This window comes from Streptomyces sp. NPDC002463, assembly GCF_042889835.1.
Taxonomy (GTDB): domain Bacteria; phylum Actinomycetota; class Actinomycetes; order Streptomycetales; family Streptomycetaceae; genus Streptomyces; species Streptomyces nymphaeiformis.
Genome location: NZ_JBIARL010000001.1, coordinates 1,042,394 through 1,066,860, shown reverse-complemented (window position 1 = coordinate 1,066,860; position 24,467 = coordinate 1,042,394). Strand labels below are relative to the sequence as shown.

Here is a 24,467-nt window from a genome sequence, read left to right as displayed (position 1 = left end):
AGTACCTGGAGGAGGCCGACCAGCTGGCCGACCGCATCGCGGTCCTCAACGACGGAAAGATCGCGGCGGAGGGAACGGCCGAGGAGCTGAAGCGCCTGGTCCCGGGAGGCCACGTGAGGCTCCGCTTCACGGACCCGGACGCCTACCGCTCGGCCGCCACCACGCTCCACGAAGCGGCCCGCGACGACGAGGCGCTGGCGCTGCAGCTCCCGAGCGACGGAAGCCAGCGGGACCTGCGCACGATCCTCGACCGACTCGACGCGTCGGGAATCGAGGCGGGCGAACTGACGGTCCACACCCCGGACCTGGACGACGTCTTCTTCGCCCTGACCGCCACCACCACCGTCCCCGCCCAGCAGAAGGAGTCCGCCCGATGAGCACCCTGTCCCTGGCCGCCCGTGACACGACCACGATGCTGCGGCGCAACCTCCTGCACGCCCGCCGCTACCCCTCCCTGACCCTGAACCTCCTGCTCACCCCGATCATGCTGCTCCTGCTCTTCGTCTACATCTTCGGAGACACGATGAGCGCGGGCATGGGCGGCGGGGACCGCTCCGACTACATCGCGTACCTGGTCCCGGGCCTGTTGCTGATGACGATCGGCTCGACGACGATCGGCACGGCGGTCTCGGTCTCGAACGACATGACCGAGGGCATCATCGCCCGCTTCCGGACCATGGCGATCCACCGCGGCTCGGTCATCACCGGCCACGTCATCGGCAGCGTCCTGCAGTCCGTCATCAGCGTCGTCCTCGTCGGCGCGGTGGGCGTCGCGATCGGCTTCCGCTCGACGGACGCCACGGCACTGGAATGGCTGGCGGCCTTCGCGCTCCTGGTCCTCTTCGCCACGGCGCTGACCTGGATCGCGGTCGGTATGGGCATGGTGAGCCCGAACGCGGAGGCGGCCAGCAACAACGCGATGCCGCTGATCTTCCTGCCGCTGATCTCCAGCACCTTCGTCCCGGTCGACCAGATGCCCGGCTGGTTCCAGCCGATCGCCGAGTACCAGCCCTTCACCCCGGCCATCGAAACCCTCCGCGGCCTGCTCCTCGGCACCGAGATCGGCCACAACGGCTGGCTGGCCCTCGCCTGGTGCGTGGCCCTGACGGCCCTCGGCTACTTCTGGTCGAAGGCGGTGTTCGACCGAGACGCCAAGTGACCCGCACGATGAACGGCCTGGAAGGCCCGTCGCCACCACCCTGCCGGTGGACGCGACGGGCCTTCGGGCCGTGGGGCAGCTCGCCGGAGGGTACGTCCCGTGGGGGTGCCGAACCGGCTCACCGGGCCGAAATCGATTGCCGGCGCCGGTTCGAGGGGATCACCATGGCAGCCGTGGATGCGGCAGCGGAGAAGTCCTGGTACGCGGTTCGCTGCGTGTTCCAGTGGGTGGCCTGGGAGGGGGGGCGCCCTATTTCGACACCGGCCACGAGCATCAAGGGCGTGACGATGACTGAGATCAGGCTGCGTCTGTCGGTGCGGGACCTCGTCGAGGCGGACCTGCCGTCCTGCGGGTGGGCCGGTTCGCCCAAGCACGTGCGTGAGCTCGTCCACCAGATCCGCCGCGCCGAGGCGGGCGAGGTCGACTACCTGGCGGTGTGCACGCCGGCCGGGCTGCCGGTGGCCGTCGGCGGTGTCGACTACACGGTCAGGCCCGGCGCGGGCACGCTGTGGCAGCTCGGCGTCCTCCCGGCCCTGCAGTCCTGCGGGATCGGCACGTTCCTGATCGGCTCCGCCGAGCAGCGGATCGCGGCCCGGGGCCTGACCCGCGCCGAACTCGGCGTGGAGGAGGACAACCCCCGCGCCCGAGCCCTCTACGAACGCCTCGGCTACCGGGCCTTCGGCCGCGAGCCCGACTCCTGGGACGTGGAGACGGAGGACGGCTCGCTCCGGCGGTACGAGACGATGTGCACGCTGATGCGGAAGGACCTGCCCTGACGCGGGCACCCGCCAGGGCCCCGGCCGCGTACCCGCCGGGTCATACCGCCGCGAGCCGGTCCACCACCAGTTCCACCCTCTGCTCCATGAACTCCCGCGGCAGCCGGCCCGCGCGGGACAGGGTGGCGAGGCCGTGCAGGGCCGCCCAGAACGTCTCGGTGAACACCCCCGGGTGGACGCCCTCCCCGGCGACCTCGCCGAGGCACTCCAGCAGGGCGGCGAAGGCGTCCTTCAGCGGCGCCGGGGTGTCCTCCTGTGCGTACGCCAGGCCGCCGTCGAGCTGGAACAGGGCGTCGTAGACCGCCGGGTGGGACTCCGCGAAGTCGAGGTAGGCGCGGGCGAGGGCGGTGACCCGGGCGCGCGGGCCGTCCGCGGCGGCGGTCGCGGCCCGCAGCGCCACGGCCATCTCGGTGGCGCCTTCGAGGGCGACGGCGCCGATGATCTCGCGCTTGCCCCGGAAGTGGCTGTAGAGGACGGGCTGGCTGTACTCGATGCGCTCGGCGAGCCGGCGGGTGGTGACCGCGTCCCAGCCCTGCTGCTCGGCGAGTTCGCGGGCCGCCGCGACGATGAGTCGCTCGCGGTCCGCCCGTTCGCGCTGCTTGCGTTCCTGTACCGACATGATTCGATCCTAGCACTGCTAGACAATCGAGCGGCAGTAGTACTAGCGTTGCCTCATCAGCTAGCGGCGCTAGATCCCAGGAGGGGTCATCATGCTCAACGCACTCCAGGTGTTCACCACCGTGGTCGTCGGCCTGATGGTGGGGGTGGAGTTCTCCGTCGCCTTCGTCATGAACCGCATCTTCAGCGCACTCCCCGAGGACAGCGACCAGCAGGCCCGCTCCCACGGGGGCCGGATGCTCGGCGCCCTGATGCCGTTCTGGTACATCGGCTCGCTCGTCCTGAGCGCGATCTGGGCCGTCGCCGGATGGCACGACGGCGGCGCCGTCCTCGTCGTCACGGCGGCCGGGCTGCTGATCGTGAGCGTGGTCATGTCGCTCCTGCTGCTCGTCCCGATCAACGACCGCGGCAAGACGTGGACCCCCGAGAACCGCCCCGAGGACTGGAAGGAGCAGATGAACCGCTGGGACCGCTACCACTACGTCCGCGTCGCCGTCATCGTCGCCGCCTTCACCCTCCTGGTCACCGCCCTCGTCTGAACCCGCTGGACCCGCGCGCGGTCAGACCCGGTCCGACGGCTTCCCGGCCCCTGCCCCCGGCGGGGGCCGTCGTCCTGATCGGCAACCTCAGATCTCCCTCAGGGAATTCGCTTTTCGATCACCACGCGAATCCGTCGGGGTACGTTCCCCTCCATCGGAGCCGCCCTGACCAGGCGGCTGCTTCGAAGGGGGATGCATGCGTGTCGACATGAGGCATTCGATGGCGGCGGCCGCTGTTTCGGTGGTGCTTGTCTCCAGCGGCTGTTCCGCCGGAGGGGGAAGCGCTCCCGCGCAGGCCAAGCCGTCCGGAGCGCCCACTCCTGTGGCCACCCGGACCCCGGAAGAGTCGGCTGGGGGATCGGTCGAGGTGGCTCCCGAGCTCCCGGACGGCAAGGTGATCGGCGCAGTGGCCGATGTTCATGGGAATCGCCGAATACCCCTTGAGGGAGGGGTGCGCGGCGGCGCTCTCGAAATCATGGTGTCTTGCAAGGGGAAGGGAGACATCAGGGTTTCCATCGAACCTTCGGGGCTCGTATTCCAGACGGAATGCGTGGCCGGTCAGGTCAGCACCTCCCTCGACCAGAGCGACCTCGGCCACGACCGCCCGCCGGCCTGCATCAAGGTGGAAGCCCCGGGATCGGTGGGCTGGGCGATGAGCGTCGGGCAGGCGTGACGGGTCGCTCGTTCGGGGGCCGTCGCCGTGCGGGGCGGCCGGCCCGCTGGTCTGCTGGTCGGGACTCGTCCCGGACGTACAGGAGCAGGCCATGAACAAGGGCGTCGTCGTCACCGTAGAGATCCCCGGTGGGACCCGGGAACAGTACGAGCGGACCACTCGGCTGATCCAGGACGCCGAGTGGTTTCCGCCGCCCGGGTTCATCGCGCACGCGTCCGGGCCGGACGGGACCGGTGGGTGGCGGATCACGGACTTCTTCGACAGCGAGGAGAACTACCTCGCCTTCGTGGAGAAGGCCAGGCCGTTCCTCGAGCGGACGGGCACCCCGCCGATCATGCCGAGGGTGCAGCACGTCGTGAACGTGCTCGTGCGGCCCGAGCCCAAGTAGGCGGGCGAAAACCCTTTGCGGGGCGGAGGCGGAGGGCGCCACGCTCTCCGGTATGACCAGCCATCCCGCCGCCCGCCCCGTCGCCGATCTGTTCGCCGCCGACGGGCGCCTCAAGGCGATCCCGCGGAAGCCCGCCCGTCGCGAGGCGCTGCTCGCGCACCTCGCCGCGACGCTGTTCGACGCGGACCGGACGTACAGCGAACCCCAGGTCAACGACGCCCTGCGCGCCGTGCACGACGACTTTCCGGCCCTGCGCCGGTATCTCGTGACCGGCGGTTTCCTCTCCCGTACGAGGGACGGCGCGGACTACCGCCGACAGCAGCAGCCCGGCTCCCCCGGAGGCGCGATCCCCGCCGTCGCGTGACGACCGCGGTGGTGGCCGGCCTGCTGGCCGGCTACGGCATCGCGATCCCGGTCGGCGCGGTCGGCGCCTACCTCGTGGCCGTCACGGCCCGTACCGGCTGGCGTACGGGCGCCGGCGCGGCCCTCGGCGTCGCCACGGCCGACGGGGCGTACGCCCTGCTCGCCGTGGCCGGCGGCTCCGCACTCGTTCCCGTACTCGCACCGGTGATGACCCCGCTGCGGTGGACGTCCGCCGTCGTGCTCGCGGTGCTCGCGGTCCGGGCCGCGTGGACGGCGCTCGCCGCGCACCGCGCGGGAGGGCTCGCCTCCCGGGACGACGGGACCGCCCTCACGCCCGCCCGCGCGTACGGCACCTTCCTGGGGATCACGATCCTCAACCCGATGACGGTGATCTACTTCGCCGCCCTCGTCCTCGCCACGGGCCCCTCCGCCCCCGCCACCCCCACCGACCGCGCCGCCTTCGTCCTCGGCGCCCTCGCCGCCTCGGCCAGCTGGCAACTCCTGCTCGCCCTGGGCGGCACGCTCCTGGGCCGCACCCTGACGGGCGCGCGGGGCCGGCTGACCACGGCCCTCGCGTCGAGCACGCTGATCGTGGCGCTCGCGGTGCGACTCGTCGCGCAGGGGTGACCTGCGGCCGTCCCCTCCGGGGGGGGCGGCCGTTCTAGACGTGGGGCAGCAGCCGGATCATGTCGATGCCGGGGCGCACCTTGGCGATGGCCGTGAAGTCGTCGTCCGCGTGCAGCAGCGTGAGCCGGTGCTGCTCGGCCGTGAGCGCGATCAGGATGTCCATCGGTGACGGCCCGCGGTGATGGCCGATCCGGAGCAGATCCCGCTGTACGGCGATCACCTTGGGCCACGGGTCTTCCGGCGCCGGGACCCAGGTGAAGGTCTGGCTCAGCATGGTGGTGAAAGGCTCGTTGTCGCGGTCCGATCGCAGTGCCCGCATCAGCTCCGCTTCGACGGGCGGGCACAGCGAGACCTGACCGTGTGCCACTCGGGTCGGCCAGGGCTCGCCGAGCTGTCCGCGCAGGAGCCGCCACACGGCCGACGTGTCGGCGAGGTAGCTCACCGGCCGGACCGCTCCTGCTCTTCCAGGAAGTCGAAGTCGAGGAAGTTCTCGGCGTTCTCCTGGAGCCACCGCAGTGCGCGGGCGCGGTCGTCCGCGCTGATCGACGCCGCTATGGTCAGCGCGCGGTTGATGGTGTCCCGCTTGGTCTTGGTGCCGAGCTGCTGCTGCGCGAAGGCGAGCATGTCGTCGTCGATGTCGACCAGGGTCTTGGACATGAGAGCCTCCCGCAGCAGGTCGTATATGTCGACGCGCAGAGTATATATCGCACCCTGTGCGGAGGTTCAGGAACGGGCGTACCGGGCCAGGAACAGGTCCACTCCCGAGCCGATCAATTGCGTCAGCTCCTCGTCGTCGATCTCCGCGTCCGGGGAGAACGTGCGGACCAGCTGCGGCACGCCCACCGTCACCCCGACCAGCTGCTGCACGGCCAGCGTCGGATCGGGGACGTCGAGGACCCCCCGTGCGCTCAGCTCGGTGACGGCCTCGATCAGCGGGACGTTGTTCATGTCGTACGTGACCCGGTACCAGAGCTGCCCCAGCTGCGGGAAGCGGTCGATCTCGCCGATCACCAGACGGCGCAGCTTCATGATGTCGGGGCGCAGCAGGATCCGGGCCCAGTCCGTGGCGAGCCCGACGAGCGCGGCCCGCAGGTCCGGGGCGTCGGCGATCGTCGAGTTCGACGGCTCCAGGTCCGCGTACGTCTTCGGCAGGACGCCGCCGATCACGGCCAGGAACAGGCGTTCCTTGCTGCCGAAGTGCTTGTAGATCGTCGCCTTCGACACGCCCGAACCGCGCGTGATCGCGTCCATGGAGGCCGCCGAGTATCCCTCCGCGAGGAACTCCGCGAGTGCCGCGTCGATGATCGCCTGGCGCTTCCGCGAGGCCGCGTCCGCCGGGTCCGGGATGATCGGGATGCCGTACTCGTCGATCGCGTCGGCGTCCATGGCGGTGGTCCTTCGGTCGGTGGCTGCTGCGGTGCCCACTATATGAACTGAACGGTTTGGTCTGCAAAGGATGCCAGGGCGGGGCCGGCCGCCACGCCGATCAGGAACGCCAGGTTGAACAGGCCGATCGCGTTGCCGTGACGGGCCGCCGGCAGGGTTTCCGTCGCAGCGCCCGACAGCAGCCCCTGACCGCCCGCCGTCACCAGCGCGCTCGTCCCCGAGCCGACCAGCACCGCCACCGGCCACGGCGCGGTCACCGCGAGCACCAGCGCCACCGCCGAACCGGTCCCGAGCAACCCCTTCAGCCGGACCGCGCCCAGCGCCGGCGCCACGCGCACCAGCTGCCAGGACAGCAGCGCCCCGGCGAGCGCGGCGACCGACGCGACCGCCCCCGTCTCCACCGGGCCCCAGCCGGTGAGCGCGGCGACGCGGCGCGGAGCCGCGTACAGGAGCGCGAAGTTGACGGTCGAGAGGGTCAGCATCAGTGCGGCTGCGGAGAGGAAGCGGCTGTTTCGAAGGATGTCGAAAGGGAGGCCGGGGGTGGATGTGGGTGTGGGTGTACGGGGGGACTCCTCGTTCGCCAGGGAGAGCACCGGGCGCAGGGCCGGCAGGCTGAGGAGCGGGAGGACCAGGGCTCCGCGCCAGCCGAACGCCCCCGCCACCACCGCCCCTGCGAACAGGCCCGCCGTGCCTCCCGCCGCGCTGCCGATCGCCACCAGGCCCGGCGCCCGGCCCGAGCGGTCCCGGCCGGCCAGCTGGAACGCGGCGACGTTCAGGCCCGCCGCGCCTGCCGCCTCCAGGGCCCGGCCCGCGACCGCCAGGGGCAGGTTCGGCGCGAGGAGGATGACCAGAGCGCCGAGGGCCACGAGGACGGCGGCGGCTCTGACGACTCCGGTGGTGCCGTGGCGGCGGCCGACGGCGGCTGAGAGGAGGGGGGTTCCCAGGGCCATGCCCAGGCCGAAGGCCGTCATGAGCCAGGCGGTGGCGGCGGGCGTGGCGGACAGCGCACGTGCGGCCTCGGGGAGCACGAGGCCGGGGCCGGAGACCCCCATCGAGGCGGGCGCCGCAAGGGAGGCGAGCAGAGGGCCGGTGCGGCCCGCGAACGGGCTTGCGGAGCGCCTGTCCACACACCGCGCGTCCGCAGACCGCCTGCCCGCGAACGGGCCGCTCATACCGGCATCCGCCCCATCGCTCCCCGCCTGAAGTCCCTCTCCGCCTCCCGGAGTTCCGCCACCGTGTTCATCACGAACGGGCCGCTCCTCGCGACCGGTTCGCCGATCGGTTCGCCCGTCAGGACCAGGACCTCGGCGGCGGTGTCCGGGGCCTCGACCGTGAAGCGGTCGCCGTCCTGGGCGAGGACCGCGAGGTGGCCGTCGGGGAGGGGCTCGCCGGCCACCGTGGCCTCGCCCCGCATCACGTACACCATCGCGTTGTGACCCGCCGGGGCCGTGAACTCGGCGCTCGTGCCGGCCGCGAGTCGGCCGTGGGCGACGAGCACCGGTGTACGGGTCTCGAACGGGCCCGTCGCGCCGTGGCTCGTGCCGGCGAGGACCGTGATCTCGGCGCCCTCCGGGGTGACCGCCACCGGCAGGTCGCCGGCCTCGGCGTTCTGGCTGCGGGGCGGAGTGCCCTTGAGGCGGGCGGGGAGGTTCAGCCAGATCTGGAGCATGTGCTGCCGGCCGCCCGAGGCGAGGAACTCCGGTGTGGGCAGGGCCTCGTGGACGATCCCGGAGCCGGCGGTGAGCCACTGGACGCCGCCGGCGCGGACGACGGCGCTGTGGCCGCGCGAGTCGGCGTTCGCGATGTCGCCGTCGAGGACGTACTGGATCGTCTCGAAGCCCCGGTGCGGGTGCGGGGGCGCGCCCTTCGCCTCGCCGGGCGCGAGCTCGACCGGGCCGACCTGATCGACCATCAGGAAGGGATCGACGAAGGGGATTTCCTCCGTGGGGAAGGGGCGGCGGACCGGGAATCCGGCGCCCTCGTAGGTGTGGAAGGGGCGGGCCGTGCGGGCGACGGTCCGGTCGGCGAGCTGAGGAGTGGTCATGGCTGGACTGAACTACACCATTCAGTTCACTGTCAAGACTGAACCGTTTCGTTGACAGAATGAACCGATCGGTTTAGCTTCTTGGTCGTCGAGTCCGGCACCCGCCGGCTCGCCCGACGAAACGGGGGGTTCCCATGACCACGTCCACGATCCTCGCCATCTCCGGATCGCTCCGCGCAAGCTCGCACAACACGCAACTGCTCCGCGCCGCCCAGAAGTTCAACCCCGGCGGCCAGGAGATCGAGATCTACGAGGACCTGCGCGAGATCCCGCCGTACGACCTCGACCTCGACACCCCCGAGCTGCGCCCCGCCGTCGTCCGCGAGCTCCGCCGCCGGGTCGCCGAGGCCGACGGACTCCTCATCGCCACCCCGGAGTTCAACTACTCCGTCCCCGGCGTCCTCAAGAACGCGCTCGACTGGCTGTCCACCGACTGGACGAAGACCGAGGGCCTCCCGCTGCACCGCAAGCCCGTCGCGATCCTCGGTGCCGCGCCCACCAACTTCGGGACCGTCCGGGCGCAGCTCGCCCTCCGCCAGGTCTTCGTCTGGACCGACAGCGACGTCGTCGTGAAGCCCGAGGTCCACGTCTTCCGCTCGCACGAGCGCTTCGACGCCGACGGCAACCTCACGGACGAGACCACCATCGGGCTCCTCCAGGGCCTCCTGACCTCCCTCCAGGCCAAGATCGACGCCTCGAAGGCGCAGGTGGCCGCATGAGCACCGGCACCGCCACCTACCTCGGTACGGCGACCGTCCTCCTCCGCATCGGCGACCTCACCGTCCTCACCGACCCCGCCCTCGACCCGGCCCCCGCCGACTACCCGGGCGCCCGCCCGCTGCACCGCACCGCCGGGCCCGCGCTGACCGCCGGCGAACTCCCGCCGATCGATCTCGTCCTGCTCTCGCACGACCAGCACTCCGACAACCTCGACGTGGCCGGCCGTGAGGTCCTCGGCCGCGCGGGGGCGGTCCTCACCACCCCGGAGGCCGCCGCGCGCCTCGGCGGCCGGGCGGAGGGCCTCGCCCCCTGGGAGAGTCGGAAGATCACCGTCGGAGCGACGACCGTCACGGTCACGGCCACCCCCGCGCGGCACGGCCCGGAGGGCACCGAGCACGTCACGGGGCCCGTCACCGGCTTCGTCGTCGCGTACGAGGGCGGCACGCTGTACGTCTCCGGCGACACCGTCCGCCACGACGCCCTGGCGGAGATCGGCGACCGCTTCCGTATCGACACGGCCTTCCTCCACCTCGGCGACGCGCACTTCCCGTCCACCGGCGACCGGGCCTTCTCGATGAGCGCCGCCGAGGGCGCCGCCCTCGCCCGCACCCTCGGAGCCCGCACCGTGATCCCGCTCCACTTCGACTCCTGGGACCACCTCGCCGAGGACCCGGCCCGGATCACGGCGGCCTTCGCGGCCCCGGACCTGGCGGGACGGCTGCGGTGGCTCCGGCCGGGTGTCGTCGAGGACCTCTGACCGGCGGGCGTCAGCGGGCCCGCCGTACCCCCGCCGTCACGGCGACCGCCCCCGCCACCGCGAGGACCGCGCCCGCCGCCATGACGCCCCGGCCGGAACGGTACGAGAGCACCGACCAGCACGACCGCGCCGACAGCAGCGAGCCGACGCTCGCCCAGGACCCGACGGAGAGCGCGGAGGCGGCGGAGCCGACCGACCCGACGGAGAGGAACGACCCGACCGAGCCGATCGACAGGGTCGAGCCGACCGAACCGATGGACAGGAACGAGTCCCGGGACCAGAGCGAAAGACGCGAAGAGGCGGCCATGGGCCGATCGTAGGCGCTCACCAGTCCCCAGGACCGGCGCGATGCCGAGTACGGCGGGCGGATGTCGAGCACGGCGGGCAGGGCCGGACCCGCCTCCGCGAGCGGTTCCACGGCGCCGCCCGTGACGTCCGCGCCTGAGACCTGGATCACACCGGCACTCGTGTCACAGGGCGCGTCGCCGTCTCGTCTCGGGAACGTAAGCCCACCGCCCCGCACCGAGGAGACACGACGATGGACGCGCGCATCGACTTCTTCGCCAGCCCCACCGCAGGCAAGGCCCTCAAGCACCTCATGGCCGCCGGCAGGATCCTCAAGGACTCGACCCTCCCGGCCGCCGTCCAGGAGCTCGTCTCCGTGCGCGTCAGCCAGATCAACGGCTGCGGCGCCTGCCTCGACATGCACACCAAGGAGGCCGCCGCAGCGGGCGAGAGCGCCGTCCGCCTCGCCCTCGTCGCCGCCTGGCGCGAGGCCACCGTCTACACCGAGGCCGAACGCGCCGCCCTCGCCCTCGCCGAGCAGGGCACCCGCGTCGCCGACGCCGGCGAAGGCGTCAGCGACGAGGTCTGGGAGCGGGCCGCCCGGCACTTCGACGAGGAGCAGCTCACCGCCCTCGTCCTCCTGGTTTCCTTCATGAACGCCGCCACCCGCATGAACATCATCAGCAAGCAGCCGGCCGGCGGCTACGAGGTCGGCCAGTTCCACTGAACGGGGAGTGACATGGGCAAGGTCGAGGAGTTCGAGGAACTGCGACCGCTGCTGTTCTCGATCGCCTACCGGATGCTCGGCAGCGTCAGCGAGGCCGAGGACGCCGTCCAGGAGACCTGGCTGCGGTACGACGCCTCCCCGACCACGCCCGTGTCCCCCAAGGCGTTCCTGTCCGCCACGGTCACCCGCATCGCCATCGACGTACTCCGCTCCGCACGCGTCCGCCGCGAGGAGTACGTCGGCCCGTGGTTCCCCGAGCCCCTCCTGGACGATCCGTACGAGGACCCCGAGCGCGCCGCCGAGCTCGCCGACTCCGTGTCCATGGCCGCGCTGCTCCTCCTCGAACGCCTCAGCCCCCTCGAACGCTCCGTGTTCGTGCTGCGCGAGGTGTTCGGCTTCGGCTTCGACGAGGTCGCCTCCGCGGTCGGCCGTACGGAGGCGGCCTGCCGCCAGCTCCTCGTACGGGCCCGCCGGCACATGCACGACGGCCGGCCCCGCTTCGAGGCGGACCGCGCCGAACGCCGGGAACTGGCCGCCCGCTTCTTCGACGCCCTGAAGGGCGGCGACGTCGACGGCCTGCGGAGCGTCCTCGCCGCCGACGTCCAGATGGTCGGCGACGGCGGCGGCAAGGCCCCGCAGCTCGCCCGCGCGGTCGTCGGCGCGGACAGCGTGGCCAAGCTGCTCGCCGTGGTCATCCCCCGGATGGCCCAGGTCGACATCACCTTCGAGCCGCACGACGTCAACGGCCAGCCGGGCGCGGTCTTCCGCGACCGCGACGGCAAGGTCCTGCACACGCTGGCCCTCGACATCGCCGACGGCCGCGTCCGGACCATCCGCTCGGTCATCAACCCCGACAAGCTCGCCCACCTGGGCCCGGTCGCCGACGCCTGGGCGATCCACGCCCAGGTCCGCGAGGCCCGCCGGGGGTAGGCGTCAGCCCGCCTTGACGGCCTCGACGAACGGCGCCCACGCGGCGGCGGGGACGATGAGGACGGGGCCGTCGGGGCGCTTGGAGTCCCGGACGGGGACGAGGCCGGGGAGGTCGTCCCGTACTTCGAGGCAGTCGCCGCCGGACGTGTCGCTGTAGCTGCTGCTACGCCAGGTCGCGGCGGACGACGCCGAGTCGGGGCGCGGGCTCGCGCTGCTGGACGCGGTGGCGGCACGGTGGGGCGTGGACCAGGGCCGTACGGGAAGACGGTCTGGTGCGAGCTCCGTGCCGGGCGTCAGCCTTGCCGTTGAGGTCAGAACAGCGAGCCCAGGACCAGGCGGGGGACCCTCCCGTTCAGGTGGATCGTCGAATCGGCGAAGCCGAACAGTCCGCTGTCGGCGTCCACCGAAGCGCTGAACGCGAGCTGGCAGAAGTACACATGGCCCGCCGTGGCCGGGAAGAACACCTCCGCAATGGTGAAGTCCCCGTCGACGTCCTCGCCGTGTTCCTCGGCCCAGCCGACGCCGTCACTCCATGACGGCTGCACCCGGATGGGGGGTATGGCGTCCGTGTTCGTGGTGCCGTCGTGGACGGAGACGAAGGTGGAGAAGTTGCTGTGCGCGACATAGCCCATCGCGTGCTGCCGCCAGTGCTTGTTGAATTCGATGGGCGCGGCGAAGCGCTGGAACGGGTTGTCCTGGGGGGTGTAGAACCAGGACCCGAAGGACAGGTAGCAGGAATCCGATCCTCCGAACACCTGCAGGTCGAGGCTGAAGGTTCCTAGGTTCTTGTCCACCCTCGCGCCTGCTCCGGTGGCGAAGTCGCCGTCGTACGGCGGTACTTTCACCGCGAAGTTCACACTTGCCCTGAACTGCGCGTCCAGGGGGCTGACAGGGGTCTGGGGCAGAGGCGACGGCGTGACCTTCTCGGTCATGCGCGTCTTCTGGTCGGCCCGCATCGGCTCCACGGCCTTCTCCAGGCCGGGAGTTCCGAGCAGTGCGTCCGAGAAGGGCCGGGAGAGCTCCGCGGCGCGGCGCGTCTCTTCCTGCTGGCGCCCGACTCGGGCCTCCAGCACACGGATCAGGTCCCTGCACGCCGCCTCGGTGGTGCCGGGGTCGGGGACTCTGAACCCGAGCGAAACCTCCAGTGCCTTCACCTCGTCGACGCCGTGGGCATGAGTGTCCATCAGGGTTGTCATCGCTGCCGGCACCTCACTTCGTTCGTGGAGAGGCCCGCGGCGTGGTCTGCAGTACGGCTCCGGCTCCACAGAAGTCGCGTGAACTGTTGGGCCAGCGGCTCTCACGGCGAAACGCCCGGCGCATGCAGGGAATCCGTGCCGCTCACGTATCACGCCGATCGGGCGGTCTGCGGCATTGCCGATGTCCATCGGCATTCACTTCACAAAGTAGCAAGTGGGCTGGTCAATCGCATCTTGACAGGGCTGCCAGGATGCGGGCATGACGCAGATCATCAAGGGGGGAAACCTTCCGCTCAGCGGCGAGCCGATGCGGGTCGCCGTCGTCCGCCGCTCCGGTGGGCCGGAAGCGCCGAAGGTCGACGCGGCCGCGCTGCTGGTCGACGCGGACGGCAAGGTCAGGGACCGGGGAGACCTGGTCTTCTACAACCAGCCCGAACACGCCGGGAGCGGCATACGGCTCCTCGGGGAGGCCCAGGGCGAGGGCGGGGTCGTCGCGGACTGGCTGGAGATGGACCCGGGCCGGATCGAGCCGTCCGTGGAGCGGGTCGTGGTCGCGGCGTCCAGCGACGGCGGGACGTTCGGGGAGGTCGAGGACCTGTACGTACGGGCGGTGAGCGCGACCACCGGCGAGCAGCTGGCGCTGTACGCGGTGGAGGACGCGACGACGGAGACCGCGATCCTGCTGGGCGAGTTCTACCGCAGGAACGGGGGGTGGAAGTTCCGGGCGGTCGGGCAGGGGTACGACTCGGGGCTGCCGGCCCTCGCGACGGACTTCGGCTTCTCGCCGTCGGAGGAGGGGGACGAGGACGGGTCGGGGTCGGACGACGGTCCCCCGCCGGCCGCCGGAACGGTGCAGGACGCCCCGGCACCCGCCCCTGCGGCCCACGTCCCCGCCCCCGTCGCCGTGGAGAAGGCGGACGCCCCCGTCCCGTACTCCGGTGCGCCGCAGTCCGCCGCCCTGGGCAGGCTCAACGAGCTTCCCCGTGAAATGGGGCCGGAGTTCGCGTACTTCGAGTACCAGGGGGAGGGGAAGGAGGACGTCGAGACCGGTCTCACCCTCCCGCGCGGCTTCCTGGCGGTCGACGTGGTGAAGAAGGGCGGGGGCCACCTGGACATCGTCACGCTGACCGTCCGCAAGCGCAGGTGGCGGCAGGTCATGAGGAGCCGCATGGACGATCTGCGCGGGGTGGGCGTGCTGCACCACGACGGTCAGTCGCCGTTGCGGCTGAGGGTCGACACGCGGGGCCGGTGGATGATCCGGCTCCGCCCCGTCTCGACGCTGCGTTCGTTCGACGGGCCGGTGCAGGGGTACGGGCCGGACGTCCTGGCGTACACGGGCGACGAGACCGGCGTCAGGTTCCGGTTCGAGGGGGACGAGGACAAGAAGGGGTACTTCGGCGTCGCGGCCCATCGGAAGGGCGGTCACTGGGAGTACCGGTTCAGCCGGCGCGACCGGGGTCGCGGGAAGGGCGACCTTCCCCGGGGCCCGCGCCTCCTCGTCGTCGAGGCGGACGGGGCCTGGTCCATGGAGCCCCGCCCGGGGGGAGGCGGAGGCTTCTGGTCCCGGTCGGGACGCTAGGGCCGCTGTCCGGCGGCCCGGGGCCGGGGGAAGGGCGGAAGGAGCCTGCGCGTGGCTCGTCGGAGCGATCCGGCCCGTCGCGCGCATCGTTCCAGCGTCCGCCCGCACTCGACGGGTGCAGCGGACACCGAACCGGGAAATTGGTCTAGTCCAAGTTTGGTCCAGGCCATTGACGTGGTCATGGTCGCGGGGGTTTCGTCGTGTCCCAACAGTCGTGCGCGACAACGGCGTTGGCGCACCCCGCACCCCCCCACAGTCATTGGATAGCGATAGCCATGAGACGACGCGTACGTTCGCTCCGCTCGGCCCTCACCGCCGCAGTGACCGCCGTGGCCGCCCTCGGGCTCGGCGCCGTCGCCGGCGCCCCCGCGCAGGCCGCCGCGCAGGCCGCGACCCCGCTCCCCGCCCGGGTCTTCGCCCCCTACTTCGAGTCCTGGACCGGGGAGAGCCCGGCCGCCCTCAGCGCCCAGTCGGGGGCCAAGCACCTGACGATGGCGTTCCTCCAGACCGCGACGAAGGGCTCCTGCACCGCGTACTGGAACGGCGACACCGGCCTGCCGATCGCCCAGTCCTCCTTCGGCGCCGACATCGCGACCATGCGGTCCCGCGGCGGCGACGTCATCCCCTCCTTCGGCGGCTACACGGCCGACACCACCGGCACCGAGATCGCCGACAGCTGCACCGACGTCAACCAGATCGCCGCCGTGTACGAGAAGGTCATCACGACCTACGACGTCACCCGGCTCGACATGGACATCGAGGTCGACTCCCTCGACAACACCGCGGGCATCGACCGCCGCAACAAGGCCATCAAGCTCGTCCAGGACTGGGCCGCCGCCAACGGCCGCCAGATCCAGATCTCGTACACCCTGCCGACGACCACCCACGGCCTCGCCGCCAGTGGGCTCGCGGTGCTCAAGAACGCCGTGACCAACGGCGCGAAGGTCGACGTCGTCAACCTGATGACCTTCGACTACTACGACAACGCCGCGCACGACATGGCCGCGGACACCAAGACGGCCGCCCAGGGCCTCTACGACCAGCTCGCCAAGCTCTACCCGACGAAGACGGCCGCGCAGCTCTGGGGCATGGTCGGCATCATCGAGATGATCGGCGTCGACGACTTCGGCCCGGCCGAGACGTTCACCCTCGCCAACGCCCGTACGGTCTACGACTGGGCCGTCTCCAAGGGCATCAACACCCTCTCGTTCTGGGCGCTCCAGCGCGACAACGGCAGCTGTGCCGGTGGCGCCGCGGCTGACGGCTGCTCGGGCATCCAGCAGAACACCTGGGACTTCTCGCACGTCTTCGCCCCCTTCACCAGCGGGACGACGGCCCCGGCCGACGACTTCTCGGTGACGACCGCCCCCGCCGCCGCCACCGTCACCGCGGGCGGCTCCACCTCCGCGACCGTGAACACCGCGGTCACCTCCGGTACGGCGCAGACGGTGAACCTCACGGTCAGCGGCCTGCCCGCCGGCGTCACCGCCACGGTCAGCCCCGCCTCGGTGACGGCCGGCGGCTCCGCGACCCTCACCGTGAACACCACGGCGGCCACGGTCTCCGGTACGTACCAGATCGTCGTCAACGCGGCGAGCCCCTCCGCCGGTCACGCGGCGGTCCTCTCCCTGACCGTCACCGGCGGCGCCACCCAGTGCACGGCGGCCCCGTGGGCCTCCTCGCAGGTGTACACCGGCGGCCAGCAGGTCTCGCACAAGGGCCACACCTGGAAGGCCAAGTGGTGGACCCTGGGCGAGGAGCCCGGCACGACGGGCGAGTGGGGGGTGTGGCAGGACCTCGGCGCCTGCTGAACCATCTGCCGAAGCCGCCCGTACCCGCACCCGTACCGGGGCCCGCCGCGTGGAGGCGGGCCCCGGTACGGTGCGATCAGGAGACGCGCTTGAGGGTCCAGGCGTTGTTGTTGAAGCCGGAGTTCGGCCACGCGACGCAGGAGCTGCTGTAGTAGGAGCTGGTCGCGGTCCAGCCGGCGGGGTAGTACGTGGACCCGCAGGCCTGGACGACGGTGCCTATGGGCAGGCCGGTGAGCTGCTTGATCTGCTTGATGTTCGGGTCGAAGTTCTGGGTGCCGCAGCTGGCGCTGTAACCCCAGCTGACGTCGACGTAGCCGTACGGGGTGGCGGTGCTCGCGCACGTGGTCGTCACGTCACCGGGGGCCGCCTGGGCGGGCGCGGTGCCGAGGGCGAACATCGCGGCGGCGCCGGCGAGGGACATGGCGGTGGTGCGGAAACGGGTCATGATGGGCTCCTTGGATCCGGAAACGGCCAATGGCATAGGCCAGCCCTGTTTCTACGGTGTGTGCGCGCGACGTAACAGCCTGTTTCGAGTCCGGTGGGAACAGGCCACGCCGACGGCCGGTCCGGACCCGGGCGTTCCACGGCTAGTCCATCCAGCCGAACCGCTTCCTGTTGTCGTCGTCCGTCTGCTTCTGGTCCTCCCCGGCGGCGCGGACCGCGTCGCGCAGAGGGCCGTCGAGGTGATGGCCGAGGGCGCGGGTCGCGAGATCGAGATCGTCGAGGAGCGGAGCGAACCCCTCGCCGACCGAGGCGCCGAGCGAGCCGCTCTTCTGGAGCTCCTCGAGGTCGTACATGGCGCGGGCGAGGGTCGTCGTGGTCCTGTCGGCGATCCGGCCGGCGATCTCCGCGAGGCGGTCGCCCGCCCGCGTGTGCTCCCAGAAGTCGATGCGGAAGCTCTGCGGGGTGCCGACCGCCGGGCCGCCGTGCTCCATGAGCCGGTCGGGAGGCAGGTCCGGGGCGTGCTGTCCGGCGCCGATCGCACCGGCGCCGCCGGCGATGGCTCCGCCGACGGCGCGGGGACCGATGCCGGGACCCCCGCCGCCGACCGCGCCCGCGCCGCCCGCGATGCCCGGGGCCACGCCGCCGCCGGTGCCGCCGGCACCGCCGCCGGACAGGTCGGCGGGGATGTTCGGAAGGCTCGCGACACCGGGGTCGGTGCGCGCGGCGGTCAGCCGGAACCCGGTCTCCGTGAAGGCCGCCTGCTCGATGGACCCCAGTTCTGTGCGGGCGCCCTGGACGATGCCCTGCTGTGTCACGTCCAGGGGCGGTCGGATGCCTCCGGGAGTGCCTGCGGGGGCCGGAAGGCCGGGGGCGATCCGCTCGACGACTCCCAGGGCCATGTCCTTGTGCACGGCGATGTCGTCGCCGCAGTTCAGCATCTCGGCGGCGATCTTGCCGGCGGCCGCGGCCGTGACGGTGAAGTGGCTGTTGACGCGGGCCCAGTGCTCGGCGAGCGCGGTCATCGCCTCGCCGTGTCCGCTGGACAGGAGCCGCTGCACGGCCTTCGCCGCGTCCGCCCTGTCGTCGGAGAGGTTCTCCTCGAAGGCGCGCAGGCTGGACTGCGTTCGGGAGGCGGCGGCCTCGTCCGCCTTCGGCCAGGCCAGGCCGTGCTCGTCCATCAGGGCCTTCTGCGCGCTCGTACGCTCGATCGTCATCGAGTGAACTCCCCCCGGAGTAAAGGCTGTCGAGGCGTCACACGCTCCCACTCGCCCCGTGAGGTCACAAGGGGGAAGCCCCGTCGGCGCCTCAGTCGATGTGCACGATCTGGAACGCCTCCGCCATCCGCCCCGGGGGCAGGCCGCCGGCCGTGGCGTGTTCGCCGAGCCAGGTGCGCAGGAGGCCCGCCAGGTCGTCGAAGTGGGCCGTCTGGGAGGTGTGGATGCGCAGGGCCTCGACCTTGCGGTCGAAGACGGAGGTGACGTCGACGTACTGGTTCGGGGTCGGGCCGGTCATCAGCCACAGTTCGTGGACGGTCCACGGCTCCAGGCCCTCCTCCTTGAGGAGCTCCGCGTGGGCGAAGGGGTTGCGGGCCTCGGGGTATATCGCGCGCAGGCAGGCGTCCCCGACGGCCCGGTGGTCGGGGTGGAGGTCGGCGACCCGCGCCCAGTTGATCTCGGGGGAGGGGACGATCGCGCGCTGCGGTCGTACTTCGCGGATGACCCGGCACAGGTCGCGCCGCAGCTCCACGGACGCCTCCACGAAGCTGTCGGGATAGCCGAGGAAGCGCACGTCGGCGACGCCGCTGAGCTTGGCCGAGTGGACCTGTTCGGCGCGGCGCAGGTCCGCCATTGCCTGGCGGGGGAGCGCTTCGTCGTAACCGCCCGCGCCGCCGTCGGTGACGATGCAGTACGTGACGCGGGTGCCGCGCTCGATCCACTGCATGACGGTTCCGCTGACGCAGAACTCGATGTCGTCCGGGTGCGCGGCGACGACGAGCAGGGACTCGGGGTTGGTCCGGTTGAAGTCCTCCATGGGGCCAGCCTGTTGGGGTGGCGGGGGCGTCGCAAGGCCAACTCGTGGCGTGAACAGGACATGGCACTTACGCGCCATTCAAAAACTTGGTAGATTCAAATCATTGGGTAATCCGGGTGACGTGCTTGGAGGGTGACCGGTATGTGCAGGATCCTCGGCTCCTTCGCCGCCGGGGCGGACCGCCCCGAGCCGGCCCAGCTCGCGGCGGTCTCCGCCCGCCAGCGCCACGGCGGCCCCGACGAGCACCAGGTGCTCAGCGGGCCCGGCTGGTCGCTCGGCTGCGACCGGCTCGCCGTGACCGACCCCTGCGGCGGACAGCAGCCCTACCGGCTGCCCCACCTGCCCGGCGTCCTCGCCGTCCTCAACGGCGAGATCTACAACCACGCCGAGCTCCGCCGCACCCTCGCCGCCCGCGGCCACCGCTTCCCCGACCGCTGCGACGGCACCGTGCTCCCCGCGCTCTACGCCGAGTACGGGCCCGCCTTCGCCGAGCACCTCGACGGCATGTTCGCCGTCGCCGTCCTCGACCTGCGGCCCGGCTCCACCCAACTCGTGCTCGCCGTCGACGACATGGGCATGAAGCCGCTCCACCTGCACCACGACCCGTACGACGGATCCACCCGCTTCGCCTCCGAGATCCCCGCCCTCCTCGCCTTCGAAGGGGTACGGATCTCCCCCCGCGAGGACGCCCTCGACACCGTCCTCGCCACCCGCACCTCCTTCTCGACCCACACCGCGCTCGACGGCGTCGACGTCCTGCCGCCGGGCGCCACCGCGCTCGTACGCCCCGGCGCCGCACCCGTCGTCCGGCGTCGCGGCCCGTACCGCGCGGCCCCCCTCGGTGACACCCAGGACGTCCTGCGCCACGAGGTGCGCCGGCTCGCCCAGGCCGAAGTGCCGGTCTGCGCGGTCACCAGCGGCGGGCTCGACTCCGGGCTCGTCACGGCGCTCGCCGCCGAACACGCCCGCGAGACCGACGCGCCGCCGCTGCACACCTTCCACCTCACCTACCGGGGTCGCTGGCCCGACTCCGAGGCCGCGTACGCCCGTTCCGTCGCCCGCCGGGCCCGGACCGTCCACCACGAGGTCGCCGTCGACCCCGACGAACTCGGCTCCCTCCTCACCCGGACCGTGCGCCACCTCGGCCAGCCCAACGCCGACCCCATCACCCTCTCCACCTACGCCCTCTTCCGTGCCGTCCGCGAGAACGGCTTCACCGTCGCCCTCGCCGGGGACGGCGCCGACGAACTCTTCGGCGGGTACGACCGGATGCGGGCGGCGCTGACGGCGGGACCGGACTGGGCGGCCGCCTACACGGACGCCCTCTCGGCGGCGCCGAGGCTTCTGCGGGAGCACCTCTACACGTCCAACTACCGCGCCTACGTCGCCGACCAGGGCTCCGCCGCCGACCGCATCGAGCAGGAGCTGCGCTCGGCGGAGGTCGTCGGCGCGGACCGGCTCACCGCGATGACCGCGTTCGAGACGCGGTGGCGGCTCCCGGCGTACCACCTGCGGCGCCTGGACCACCTCTCCATGGCGTGGGCGGTGGAGGCACGGCTGCCGTTCTGCCAGCCGTCGGTCGTCACGCACGCCCGTTCCCTGCCCACGGCGGCGCGGACGGGGAAGCGGGCGCTGTACGAGGCGGGCGCGGAGCTGCTGCCGGCGGCGGTCCTCCGGCGCCCGAAGCAGCCCTTCACGCTCCCGGTCACGGCGATGCTGGCGCCGGGCGGCCCTCTGCTCGACCTGGTCCGGGAGATGCTCTCCCCGGCGCGGCTGGTCCTCGGGGGGAAGATCCGCGCCGACCGCGCGGCGAAACTCCTCGCCCGGCACCTGGAGCACCCCACACCGCAGGCGGCCCTGACGCTCTGGTCCCTCGCCGTCCACGAGTTGTGGACGGAGGTCGTCCAGGGCATGCGGATCCCGGTGGGCTGTGCGGCCTGAATCTCCGGGACCTCACCGTCCCGACCTCGCCGCCGTCACCGTCGTCCGCGCGGAGGACGCCCCCGGCCCCACCCTCGTGGTGCGGGTCGACCAGCTCCCCCGCGGCGCCCTCGCGTCGGCCGGCGAGTTGGCGCATCTGCGCCACGCTCTCGCCCGGACCGTCCACTCCGGTCTCAACAAGATCGCCCTCTACGACCCCGCCTCCCTCCGCTACCGCTTCGTCCAGGCCCTCCCCGATGGCCGGTTCGACTTCCGGGCGGGGTGCGGGCACTCCCTGCTCGCCTGTGTCGTCGCCGACGGGCGGCAAGGGCCCGTCACCGTGCGGGCCGTGACCACCGGCGACACCGTGCTCTGCGAGCCGTACGGCGACACGTACACGCTCAGTTTCCTCAGGCCGCCCACCGGCCCCGGCACCCTCCCCACCGGTCGCCCCGTCGACGTCCTCGACGGCGTGCCCGTCTCGTTCGTGCGGTACGGGAATCCGTACGTCTTCGTCGACGAGAGGGACCTGCCGGGGCCGGGCCTTCAGGACCGGCTGCTCGCGCTTCGCGCCCGTGCCGCCCGCGTCCTCGGCTATCCGCCCCACTCCGCGCTGCCCAAGATCGCCGCCTTCCGCGACGGCCCCGAGGGGCCGGCCGTCCGCGCCCTCACCGTCGGCGGCTGGCACCCCCGCCTCGCGCTCACCGGTGCCGCCGCCCTCGCCGCCGCGGGGGCGATCGACGGGACCGTCGTGCCCGCCGTGCAAGGGCCCGTCCGCACCCCCACCGGGACCGTCACCGTCTCCACCGCGCCGGACCGCGTCCGCGTCCACCACAAGCGCGCCGAGGTGCTCGAAACCCTGCGACTGCCGTGGCGTATCCACGCAACGGCGTGAATGCGCACCCCTCTCACCAGGGCCGCAGCCTGATTCCTCTGCCACGCTGAAATGGACCGGCCATCGGTATCCGTGGCGAGATGGGGAGAGCGGACACACATGAAATTCGAGAATCTGCGTGTCGTCGTGACCGGGGCGTCCCGCTATTTCGGTCGCGCGCTCGCCGTCGGATTCGCGCATCTCGGCGCCGAGGTCTACGTGTCGGCGCGGACCGTCGAGGCCGCCGAGCGGACCCGTACCGAGGTCATGGGCTCGGCCCGTGACCGTATCCACGCCTTCGGCTGCGACCTGAGCCGGCCCGCCGAGATCCGGGAGTTCGCGGCCCGGGTCGGCGAACGGACCGACCGGGTCGACCTGTTGGTCAACAACGGCGCCCGCTGGCTCGACGGCATGGACCTGGAGGCGGCCAGTGACGCCGAGATCGTGGAGACGATCGAGTCGACGGCCGGCGGCACCGTCCTCATGGTGAAGCACTTCCTGCCGCTGCTCCGGGGCTCGCTGCGGCCCGACATCGTGAACATGGTCGCCGTCCGCGACGCCGAGGGCGCCTCCGCCGCGACCGCCGGCGTGGCCCACGAGGCCTTCTGGGCGGCGAAGAGCGCCCAGGCGGGCTTCGCCGACATCCTGTCGCGCCGGCTGCGGCCCTCCGGGGTACGCGTCTTCTCCCTCTTCCCGCCCGATTTCTCGACCTCGGACCCGCGCTTCGCGGAATGGGACGGAGCGAATCCGGACGGAATAGCGCCCGACGAGAAACTCACCACGCAGGCGCTTTTCGAATGCATCGTCTACGCCGTCGAGCAGCCCCGCGACTGCTTCATCCGCTCCTTCCACTTCGAGCCCCGCTGACCGCCCTGCGCCCCACGGCGCCCCGTCAAGGAGGTCCCATGAGCACCCCTGTCTGGATCACCGCGACTCCGCCCGCCACCCACGGCGAACTCCACATCGGCCACCTCGCCGGGCCGTACGTCGCCGCCGACGTCCTCACCCGCTACCTGCGCGCGGAGGGCGAGGCCGTCCGGTTCACCACCGGCACCGCCGACCACGCCAGCTCCGTCGAGGTCCGGGCGCTGCGCCACCACCGCAAGCCGGAGGAGGTCGCGGAGGGCTACCGCGCCGCGATCACCGCCGACTGGCTGCGTTCGGGCGTGGAGTTCGACCACATCGTGCGCCCGCGCCGGGACAAGGGGTACGGGCGCTGGGTGCAGGACCTCTTCGCGAAGCTGTACGCGCAGGGCGTCATCGCGCCCCGGACCCGGCTGCTCCCGTACTGCGAGCCCTGCGACCGCTGGCTGCACGGCGCGCACGCGACCGGGACGTGCCCGCACTGCGGCGCGGCCAGCGACGGCGGGATGTGCCACGAGTGCGCCCGGCCGAACGACGGCGGCGACCTGATCTCGGCGCGCTGCGCGCTCTGCGACACCCCGGCGGTCGCCCGCCGCTGCCGCAGGCTGTACGTGCCCCTGGAGCCGTTCCGCGACACGCTCGCCGACTACTGGGCGACGGCGGGCCTGCCGCCGCGGCTCGCGGCCCTGTGCGAGTCGCTGGTCGAGGACGGGCTGCCGGACATCGCGGTCGGCCAGCCCGGCGAGTGGGGTCTGCCGGTGCCCGTCGAGGGCTTCCCCGAGCACCGCATCGACGGCTGCTTCGAGGCCGCCGCGATGCACCTCTTCGGCTACGACGTGAAGGGCCCGCTGCCGCGCCGCGCGATCCACTTCTGCGGCTTCGGGCACGCCTTCTGCCACGCCGTGCTGCTGCCGGTGCTGCTCCTCGCGCAGGACGTCAAGCTGCCGCAGGACTTCAACGTCAACGAGTCGTACGTGATCGAGGAGGGCGTCCAGGAGGGCAACGTCTGGGCGTTGGACCTGCTCACCGAGTACGGCTCCGACACCCTGCGCCGGCACGTCCTCCAGGCCCGTCCGCTCGGGCGCCGCACGGTCTTCCGGCGGGAGCGGCTCGCCGCCGCCCGGCGCGAGCTGGACGAGAACTGGAACAGCTGGCTGTCCCGGCTCTTCTCGGCCGTACGGGAGGAGTGCGGCGGCCTCGCCCCGCAGGCGCTGCCCGGCGGCACCGGCTGGGAGATCCTGGAGCGGCGGCTGCACCGGGGCGTGGACGATCTGCGCGAGGCGTACGGCCCCGACGCGTTCGACCCGCGCCGCGCGGTCGCGGTCCTGGACGAGATGGTCCGCTCGACGGCCGACTTCGGCCACGTCAACGCCCACGAGCGGTGCCGTCCCAGCACCTCCTGCCGTCACCTCCCGGCCCTCGCCGCCCAGTTGGCGGTGGCGTCGGCGCTCGCGGCCTGGGCGCGACCGGTGATGCCGGAGGGTGCCGACCGGCTCGCGTCGGCGCTCCGGGTGGAGCCGGGGCGCCCGGTCGACTGGCAGGCCCTGACGGGTCCGCTGCCGGGGACGAGGCTGGCGCCGCCTTCGGGGCCGGTGTTCGGGTTCTGAACCTCGTCACGCCTCCGTACTACTAAGCAACTAAGTACTTCCGTAGGAATGTTCGTTCCCTGCCGCGTGACCGTGCGCGCGAGCGACGCGCAGGGGCACGTGGCCCCCACCTCCCTCTCACAGGAGCCCCACGTGTCCCTGCGCGTCGC

The 24,467-nt window shown here is 72.1% G+C and carries 29 protein-coding genes and 1 pseudogene; 18 read left to right on the top strand and 12 right to left on the bottom strand.

Features of this window, described 5'->3' with window-relative positions:
- The 3 genes and pseudogenes from ACFYX3_RS05065 to ACFYX3_RS05055 form a co-directional block, all read left to right on the top strand.
- Window positions 1-377: pseudogene (locus ACFYX3_RS05065) on the top strand (ABC transporter); the annotation flags it as partial.
- Entirely contained in the window at window positions 374-1,159 is a 786-nt protein-coding gene (locus ACFYX3_RS05060; protein ID WP_116159629.1) for an ABC transporter permease, read from the top strand. The pseudogene ACFYX3_RS05065 and the gene ACFYX3_RS05060, both read left to right, overlap by 4 nt.
- Window positions 1,160-1,446: 287 nt before the next feature.
- Window positions 1,447-1,935 (top strand): GNAT family N-acetyltransferase, encoded by a 489-nt coding sequence (locus ACFYX3_RS05055; RefSeq protein WP_389008027.1) that lies wholly within the window; start codon window positions 1,447-1,449, stop codon window positions 1,933-1,935.
- A gap of 40 nt (window positions 1,936-1,975) precedes the next feature.
- Here ACFYX3_RS05055 and ACFYX3_RS05050 read toward each other — a convergent pair whose 3' ends face one another.
- Window positions 1,976-2,554, bottom strand: a complete 579-nt coding sequence (locus tag ACFYX3_RS05050) for a TetR/AcrR family transcriptional regulator (RefSeq protein WP_382654385.1) — start codon at window positions 2,552-2,554, stop codon at window positions 1,976-1,978.
- Between the two features lie 91 nt (window positions 2,555-2,645).
- Here ACFYX3_RS05050 and ACFYX3_RS05045 point away from each other — a divergent pair, with 91 nt between their 5' ends.
- The 5 genes from ACFYX3_RS05045 to ACFYX3_RS05025 all read left to right on the top strand — a co-directional run bounded on the left by ACFYX3_RS05045 (window position 2,646) and on the right by ACFYX3_RS05025 (window position 5,143).
- A complete protein-coding gene (locus tag ACFYX3_RS05045) occupies window positions 2,646-3,092 on the top strand; it encodes an anthrone oxygenase family protein (RefSeq protein ID WP_382654388.1) in 447 nt (148 codons plus the stop codon).
- Window positions 3,093-3,288: 196 nt separating this feature from the next.
- Window positions 3,289-3,765 (top strand): hypothetical protein, encoded by a 477-nt coding sequence (locus ACFYX3_RS05040; protein ID WP_389008022.1) that lies wholly within the window; start codon window positions 3,289-3,291, stop codon window positions 3,763-3,765.
- A gap of 91 nt (window positions 3,766-3,856) precedes the next feature.
- A complete protein-coding gene (locus ACFYX3_RS05035; protein WP_389008019.1) occupies window positions 3,857-4,153 on the top strand; it encodes a hypothetical protein in 297 nt (98 codons plus the stop codon).
- 52 nt (window positions 4,154-4,205) lie between these two features.
- The gene (locus ACFYX3_RS05030) at window positions 4,206-4,517 is read left to right on the top strand and encodes a DUF2087 domain-containing protein (protein ID WP_382654396.1); all 312 of its coding nucleotides are present in this window, start codon (window positions 4,206-4,208) and stop codon (window positions 4,515-4,517) included.
- A complete protein-coding gene (locus ACFYX3_RS05025) occupies window positions 4,514-5,143 on the top strand; it encodes a LysE/ArgO family amino acid transporter (protein ID WP_389008015.1) in 630 nt (209 codons plus the stop codon). The genes ACFYX3_RS05030 and ACFYX3_RS05025 overlap by 4 nt, the downstream gene beginning before the upstream one ends.
- A 34-nt stretch (window positions 5,144-5,177) precedes the next feature.
- On the opposite strand, the gene ACFYX3_RS05020 is transcribed toward ACFYX3_RS05025, so the two are convergent.
- From ACFYX3_RS05020 to ACFYX3_RS05000, 5 genes are all read right to left on the bottom strand, one after another.
- Complete coding sequence (locus ACFYX3_RS05020) at window positions 5,178-5,585, bottom strand: PIN domain nuclease (protein WP_389008012.1); 408 nt, start codon at window positions 5,583-5,585, stop codon at window positions 5,178-5,180.
- The gene (locus tag ACFYX3_RS05015) at window positions 5,582-5,800 is read right to left on the bottom strand and encodes a type II toxin-antitoxin system VapB family antitoxin (RefSeq protein ID WP_376585534.1); all 219 of its coding nucleotides are present in this window, start codon (window positions 5,798-5,800) and stop codon (window positions 5,582-5,584) included. The genes ACFYX3_RS05020 and ACFYX3_RS05015 overlap by 4 nt, the downstream gene beginning before the upstream one ends.
- Window positions 5,801-5,866: 66 nt before the next feature.
- On the bottom strand, window positions 5,867-6,568 hold the full coding sequence (locus ACFYX3_RS05010; RefSeq protein WP_389008008.1) for a TetR/AcrR family transcriptional regulator: 702 nt from the start codon (window positions 6,566-6,568) through the stop codon (window positions 5,867-5,869).
- Window positions 6,568-7,656, bottom strand: a complete 1,089-nt coding sequence (locus ACFYX3_RS05005; RefSeq protein ID WP_389008005.1) for an MFS transporter — start codon at window positions 7,654-7,656, stop codon at window positions 6,568-6,570. Before ACFYX3_RS05005 ends, ACFYX3_RS05010 begins: the two co-directional genes overlap by 1 nt.
- Before the next feature lie 41 nt (window positions 7,657-7,697).
- Entirely contained in the window at window positions 7,698-8,573 is an 876-nt protein-coding gene (locus tag ACFYX3_RS05000) for a pirin family protein (protein WP_389008002.1), read from the bottom strand.
- A 134-nt stretch (window positions 8,574-8,707) separates the two neighbouring features.
- Between ACFYX3_RS05000 and ACFYX3_RS04995 the strand changes: the two genes are divergently transcribed.
- Together ACFYX3_RS04995 and ACFYX3_RS04990 are read left to right on the top strand one after the other, a co-directional pair.
- A complete protein-coding gene (locus ACFYX3_RS04995; protein ID WP_389007999.1) occupies window positions 8,708-9,292 on the top strand; it encodes an NADPH-dependent FMN reductase in 585 nt (194 codons plus the stop codon).
- Complete coding sequence (locus tag ACFYX3_RS04990; RefSeq protein WP_389007996.1) at window positions 9,289-10,050, top strand: MBL fold metallo-hydrolase; 762 nt, start codon at window positions 9,289-9,291, stop codon at window positions 10,048-10,050. Before ACFYX3_RS04995 ends, ACFYX3_RS04990 begins: the two co-directional genes overlap by 4 nt.
- A 10-nt stretch (window positions 10,051-10,060) precedes the next feature.
- Here the strand turns inward: ACFYX3_RS04990 and ACFYX3_RS04985 are convergent, their stop codons facing one another.
- Window positions 10,061-10,507, bottom strand: coding sequence for a hypothetical protein (locus ACFYX3_RS04985; protein ID WP_389007993.1), 447 nt, complete (start codon window positions 10,505-10,507; stop codon window positions 10,061-10,063).
- Window positions 10,508-10,588: 81 nt separating this feature from the next.
- On the opposite strand from ACFYX3_RS04985, the gene ACFYX3_RS04980 reads away from it, so the two are divergent.
- Both ACFYX3_RS04980 and ACFYX3_RS04975 read left to right on the top strand, forming a co-directional pair.
- A complete protein-coding gene (locus tag ACFYX3_RS04980; RefSeq protein ID WP_389007990.1) occupies window positions 10,589-11,062 on the top strand; it encodes a carboxymuconolactone decarboxylase family protein in 474 nt (157 codons plus the stop codon).
- Between the two features lie 12 nt (window positions 11,063-11,074).
- On the top strand, window positions 11,075-11,992 hold the full coding sequence (locus tag ACFYX3_RS04975; protein WP_389007987.1) for an RNA polymerase sigma-70 factor: 918 nt from the start codon (window positions 11,075-11,077) through the stop codon (window positions 11,990-11,992).
- A 3-nt stretch (window positions 11,993-11,995) separates the two neighbouring features.
- Here ACFYX3_RS04975 and ACFYX3_RS04970 read toward each other — a convergent pair whose 3' ends face one another.
- Window positions 11,996-12,289 carry a DUF397 domain-containing protein gene (locus tag ACFYX3_RS04970; RefSeq protein ID WP_389008124.1) on the bottom strand — a complete coding sequence of 98 codons (294 nt, stop codon included), beginning with the start codon at window positions 12,287-12,289 and terminating at the stop codon, window positions 11,996-11,998.
- 14 nt (window positions 12,290-12,303) lie between these two features.
- On the bottom strand, window positions 12,304-13,188 hold the full coding sequence (locus ACFYX3_RS04965) for a hypothetical protein (protein WP_389007984.1): 885 nt from the start codon (window positions 13,186-13,188) through the stop codon (window positions 12,304-12,306).
- A gap of 259 nt (window positions 13,189-13,447) precedes the next feature.
- Between ACFYX3_RS04965 and ACFYX3_RS04960 the strand changes: the two genes are divergently transcribed.
- Window positions 13,448-14,767 (top strand): TerD family protein, encoded by a 1,320-nt coding sequence (locus tag ACFYX3_RS04960; RefSeq protein ID WP_389007981.1) that lies wholly within the window; start codon window positions 13,448-13,450, stop codon window positions 14,765-14,767.
- Between the two features lie 275 nt (window positions 14,768-15,042).
- Window positions 15,043-16,578, top strand: a complete 1,536-nt coding sequence (locus ACFYX3_RS04955; protein WP_389007978.1) for a glycosyl hydrolase family 18 protein — start codon at window positions 15,043-15,045, stop codon at window positions 16,576-16,578.
- 76 nt (window positions 16,579-16,654) lie between these two features.
- Here ACFYX3_RS04955 and ACFYX3_RS04950 read toward each other — a convergent pair whose 3' ends face one another.
- From ACFYX3_RS04950 to ACFYX3_RS04940, 3 genes are all read right to left on the bottom strand, one after another.
- Window positions 16,655-17,023, bottom strand: a complete 369-nt coding sequence (locus tag ACFYX3_RS04950; protein WP_389007975.1) for a hypothetical protein — start codon at window positions 17,021-17,023, stop codon at window positions 16,655-16,657.
- Between the two features lie 142 nt (window positions 17,024-17,165).
- Window positions 17,166-18,236 (bottom strand): hypothetical protein, encoded by a 1,071-nt coding sequence (locus ACFYX3_RS04945; RefSeq protein ID WP_389007972.1) that lies wholly within the window; start codon window positions 18,234-18,236, stop codon window positions 17,166-17,168.
- A 91-nt stretch (window positions 18,237-18,327) separates the two neighbouring features.
- Window positions 18,328-19,053, bottom strand: a complete 726-nt coding sequence (locus tag ACFYX3_RS04940) for a PIG-L deacetylase family protein (protein ID WP_389007969.1) — start codon at window positions 19,051-19,053, stop codon at window positions 18,328-18,330.
- A 141-nt stretch (window positions 19,054-19,194) separates the two neighbouring features.
- On the opposite strand from ACFYX3_RS04940, the gene asnB reads away from it, so the two are divergent.
- The 4 genes from asnB (at window position 19,195) to ACFYX3_RS04920 (ending at window position 24,318) form a co-directional block, all read left to right on the top strand.
- Window positions 19,195-20,994, top strand: coding sequence for an asparagine synthase (glutamine-hydrolyzing) (gene asnB, locus ACFYX3_RS04935; RefSeq protein ID WP_389007966.1), 1,800 nt, complete (start codon window positions 19,195-19,197; stop codon window positions 20,992-20,994).
- Window positions 20,984-21,868 carry a hypothetical protein gene (locus ACFYX3_RS04930; protein ID WP_389007963.1) on the top strand — a complete coding sequence of 295 codons (885 nt, stop codon included), beginning with the start codon at window positions 20,984-20,986 and terminating at the stop codon, window positions 21,866-21,868. Before asnB ends, ACFYX3_RS04930 begins: the two co-directional genes overlap by 11 nt.
- A 99-nt stretch (window positions 21,869-21,967) precedes the next feature.
- A complete protein-coding gene (locus ACFYX3_RS04925) occupies window positions 21,968-22,714 on the top strand; it encodes an SDR family oxidoreductase (RefSeq protein ID WP_352026958.1) in 747 nt (248 codons plus the stop codon).
- 38 nt (window positions 22,715-22,752) lie between these two features.
- Window positions 22,753-24,318 carry a class I tRNA ligase family protein gene (locus ACFYX3_RS04920; RefSeq protein ID WP_389007959.1) on the top strand — a complete coding sequence of 522 codons (1,566 nt, stop codon included), beginning with the start codon at window positions 22,753-22,755 and terminating at the stop codon, window positions 24,316-24,318.
- Window positions 24,319-24,467 lie beyond the last annotated feature (149 nt).

Bases quoted from the DNA above. Each gene is read 5' to 3' on its own strand.
- ACFYX3_RS05060 (WP_116159629.1), top strand. From the start codon at position 374: ATGAGCACCCTGTCCCTGGCCGCCCGTGACACGACCACGATGCTGCGG.
- ACFYX3_RS05055 (WP_389008027.1), top strand. From the start codon at position 1,447: ATGACTGAGATCAGGCTGCGTCTGTCGGTGCGGGACCTCGTCGAGGCG.
- ACFYX3_RS05050 (WP_382654385.1), bottom strand. From the start codon at position 2,554: ATGTCGGTACAGGAACGCAAGCAGCGCGAACGGGCGGACCGCGAGCGA.
- ACFYX3_RS05045 (WP_382654388.1), top strand. From the start codon at position 2,646: ATGCTCAACGCACTCCAGGTGTTCACCACCGTGGTCGTCGGCCTGATG.
- ACFYX3_RS05040 (WP_389008022.1), top strand. From the start codon at position 3,289: ATGCGTGTCGACATGAGGCATTCGATGGCGGCGGCCGCTGTTTCGGTG.
- ACFYX3_RS05035 (WP_389008019.1), top strand. From the start codon at position 3,857: ATGAACAAGGGCGTCGTCGTCACCGTAGAGATCCCCGGTGGGACCCGG.
- ACFYX3_RS05030 (WP_382654396.1), top strand. From the start codon at position 4,206: ATGACCAGCCATCCCGCCGCCCGCCCCGTCGCCGATCTGTTCGCCGCC.
- ACFYX3_RS05015 (WP_376585534.1), bottom strand. From the start codon at position 5,800: ATGTCCAAGACCCTGGTCGACATCGACGACGACATGCTCGCCTTCGCG.
- ACFYX3_RS05000 (WP_389008002.1), bottom strand. From the start codon at position 8,573: ATGACCACTCCTCAGCTCGCCGACCGGACCGTCGCCCGCACGGCCCGC.
- ACFYX3_RS04995 (WP_389007999.1), top strand. From the start codon at position 8,708: ATGACCACGTCCACGATCCTCGCCATCTCCGGATCGCTCCGCGCAAGC.
- ACFYX3_RS04990 (WP_389007996.1), top strand. From the start codon at position 9,289: ATGAGCACCGGCACCGCCACCTACCTCGGTACGGCGACCGTCCTCCTC.
- ACFYX3_RS04980 (WP_389007990.1), top strand. From the start codon at position 10,589: ATGGACGCGCGCATCGACTTCTTCGCCAGCCCCACCGCAGGCAAGGCC.
- ACFYX3_RS04975 (WP_389007987.1), top strand. From the start codon at position 11,075: ATGGGCAAGGTCGAGGAGTTCGAGGAACTGCGACCGCTGCTGTTCTCG.
- ACFYX3_RS04965 (WP_389007984.1), bottom strand. From the start codon at position 13,188: ATGACAACCCTGATGGACACTCATGCCCACGGCGTCGACGAGGTGAAG.
- ACFYX3_RS04960 (WP_389007981.1), top strand. From the start codon at position 13,448: ATGACGCAGATCATCAAGGGGGGAAACCTTCCGCTCAGCGGCGAGCCG.
- ACFYX3_RS04955 (WP_389007978.1), top strand. From the start codon at position 15,043: ATGAGACGACGCGTACGTTCGCTCCGCTCGGCCCTCACCGCCGCAGTG.
- ACFYX3_RS04950 (WP_389007975.1), bottom strand. From the start codon at position 17,023: ATGACCCGTTTCCGCACCACCGCCATGTCCCTCGCCGGCGCCGCCGCG.
- ACFYX3_RS04945 (WP_389007972.1), bottom strand. From the start codon at position 18,236: ATGACGATCGAGCGTACGAGCGCGCAGAAGGCCCTGATGGACGAGCAC.
- ACFYX3_RS04940 (WP_389007969.1), bottom strand. From the start codon at position 19,053: ATGGAGGACTTCAACCGGACCAACCCCGAGTCCCTGCTCGTCGTCGCC.
- asnB (WP_389007966.1), top strand. From the start codon at position 19,195: ATGTGCAGGATCCTCGGCTCCTTCGCCGCCGGGGCGGACCGCCCCGAG.
- ACFYX3_RS04925 (WP_352026958.1), top strand. From the start codon at position 21,968: ATGAAATTCGAGAATCTGCGTGTCGTCGTGACCGGGGCGTCCCGCTAT.
- ACFYX3_RS04920 (WP_389007959.1), top strand. From the start codon at position 22,753: ATGAGCACCCCTGTCTGGATCACCGCGACTCCGCCCGCCACCCACGGC.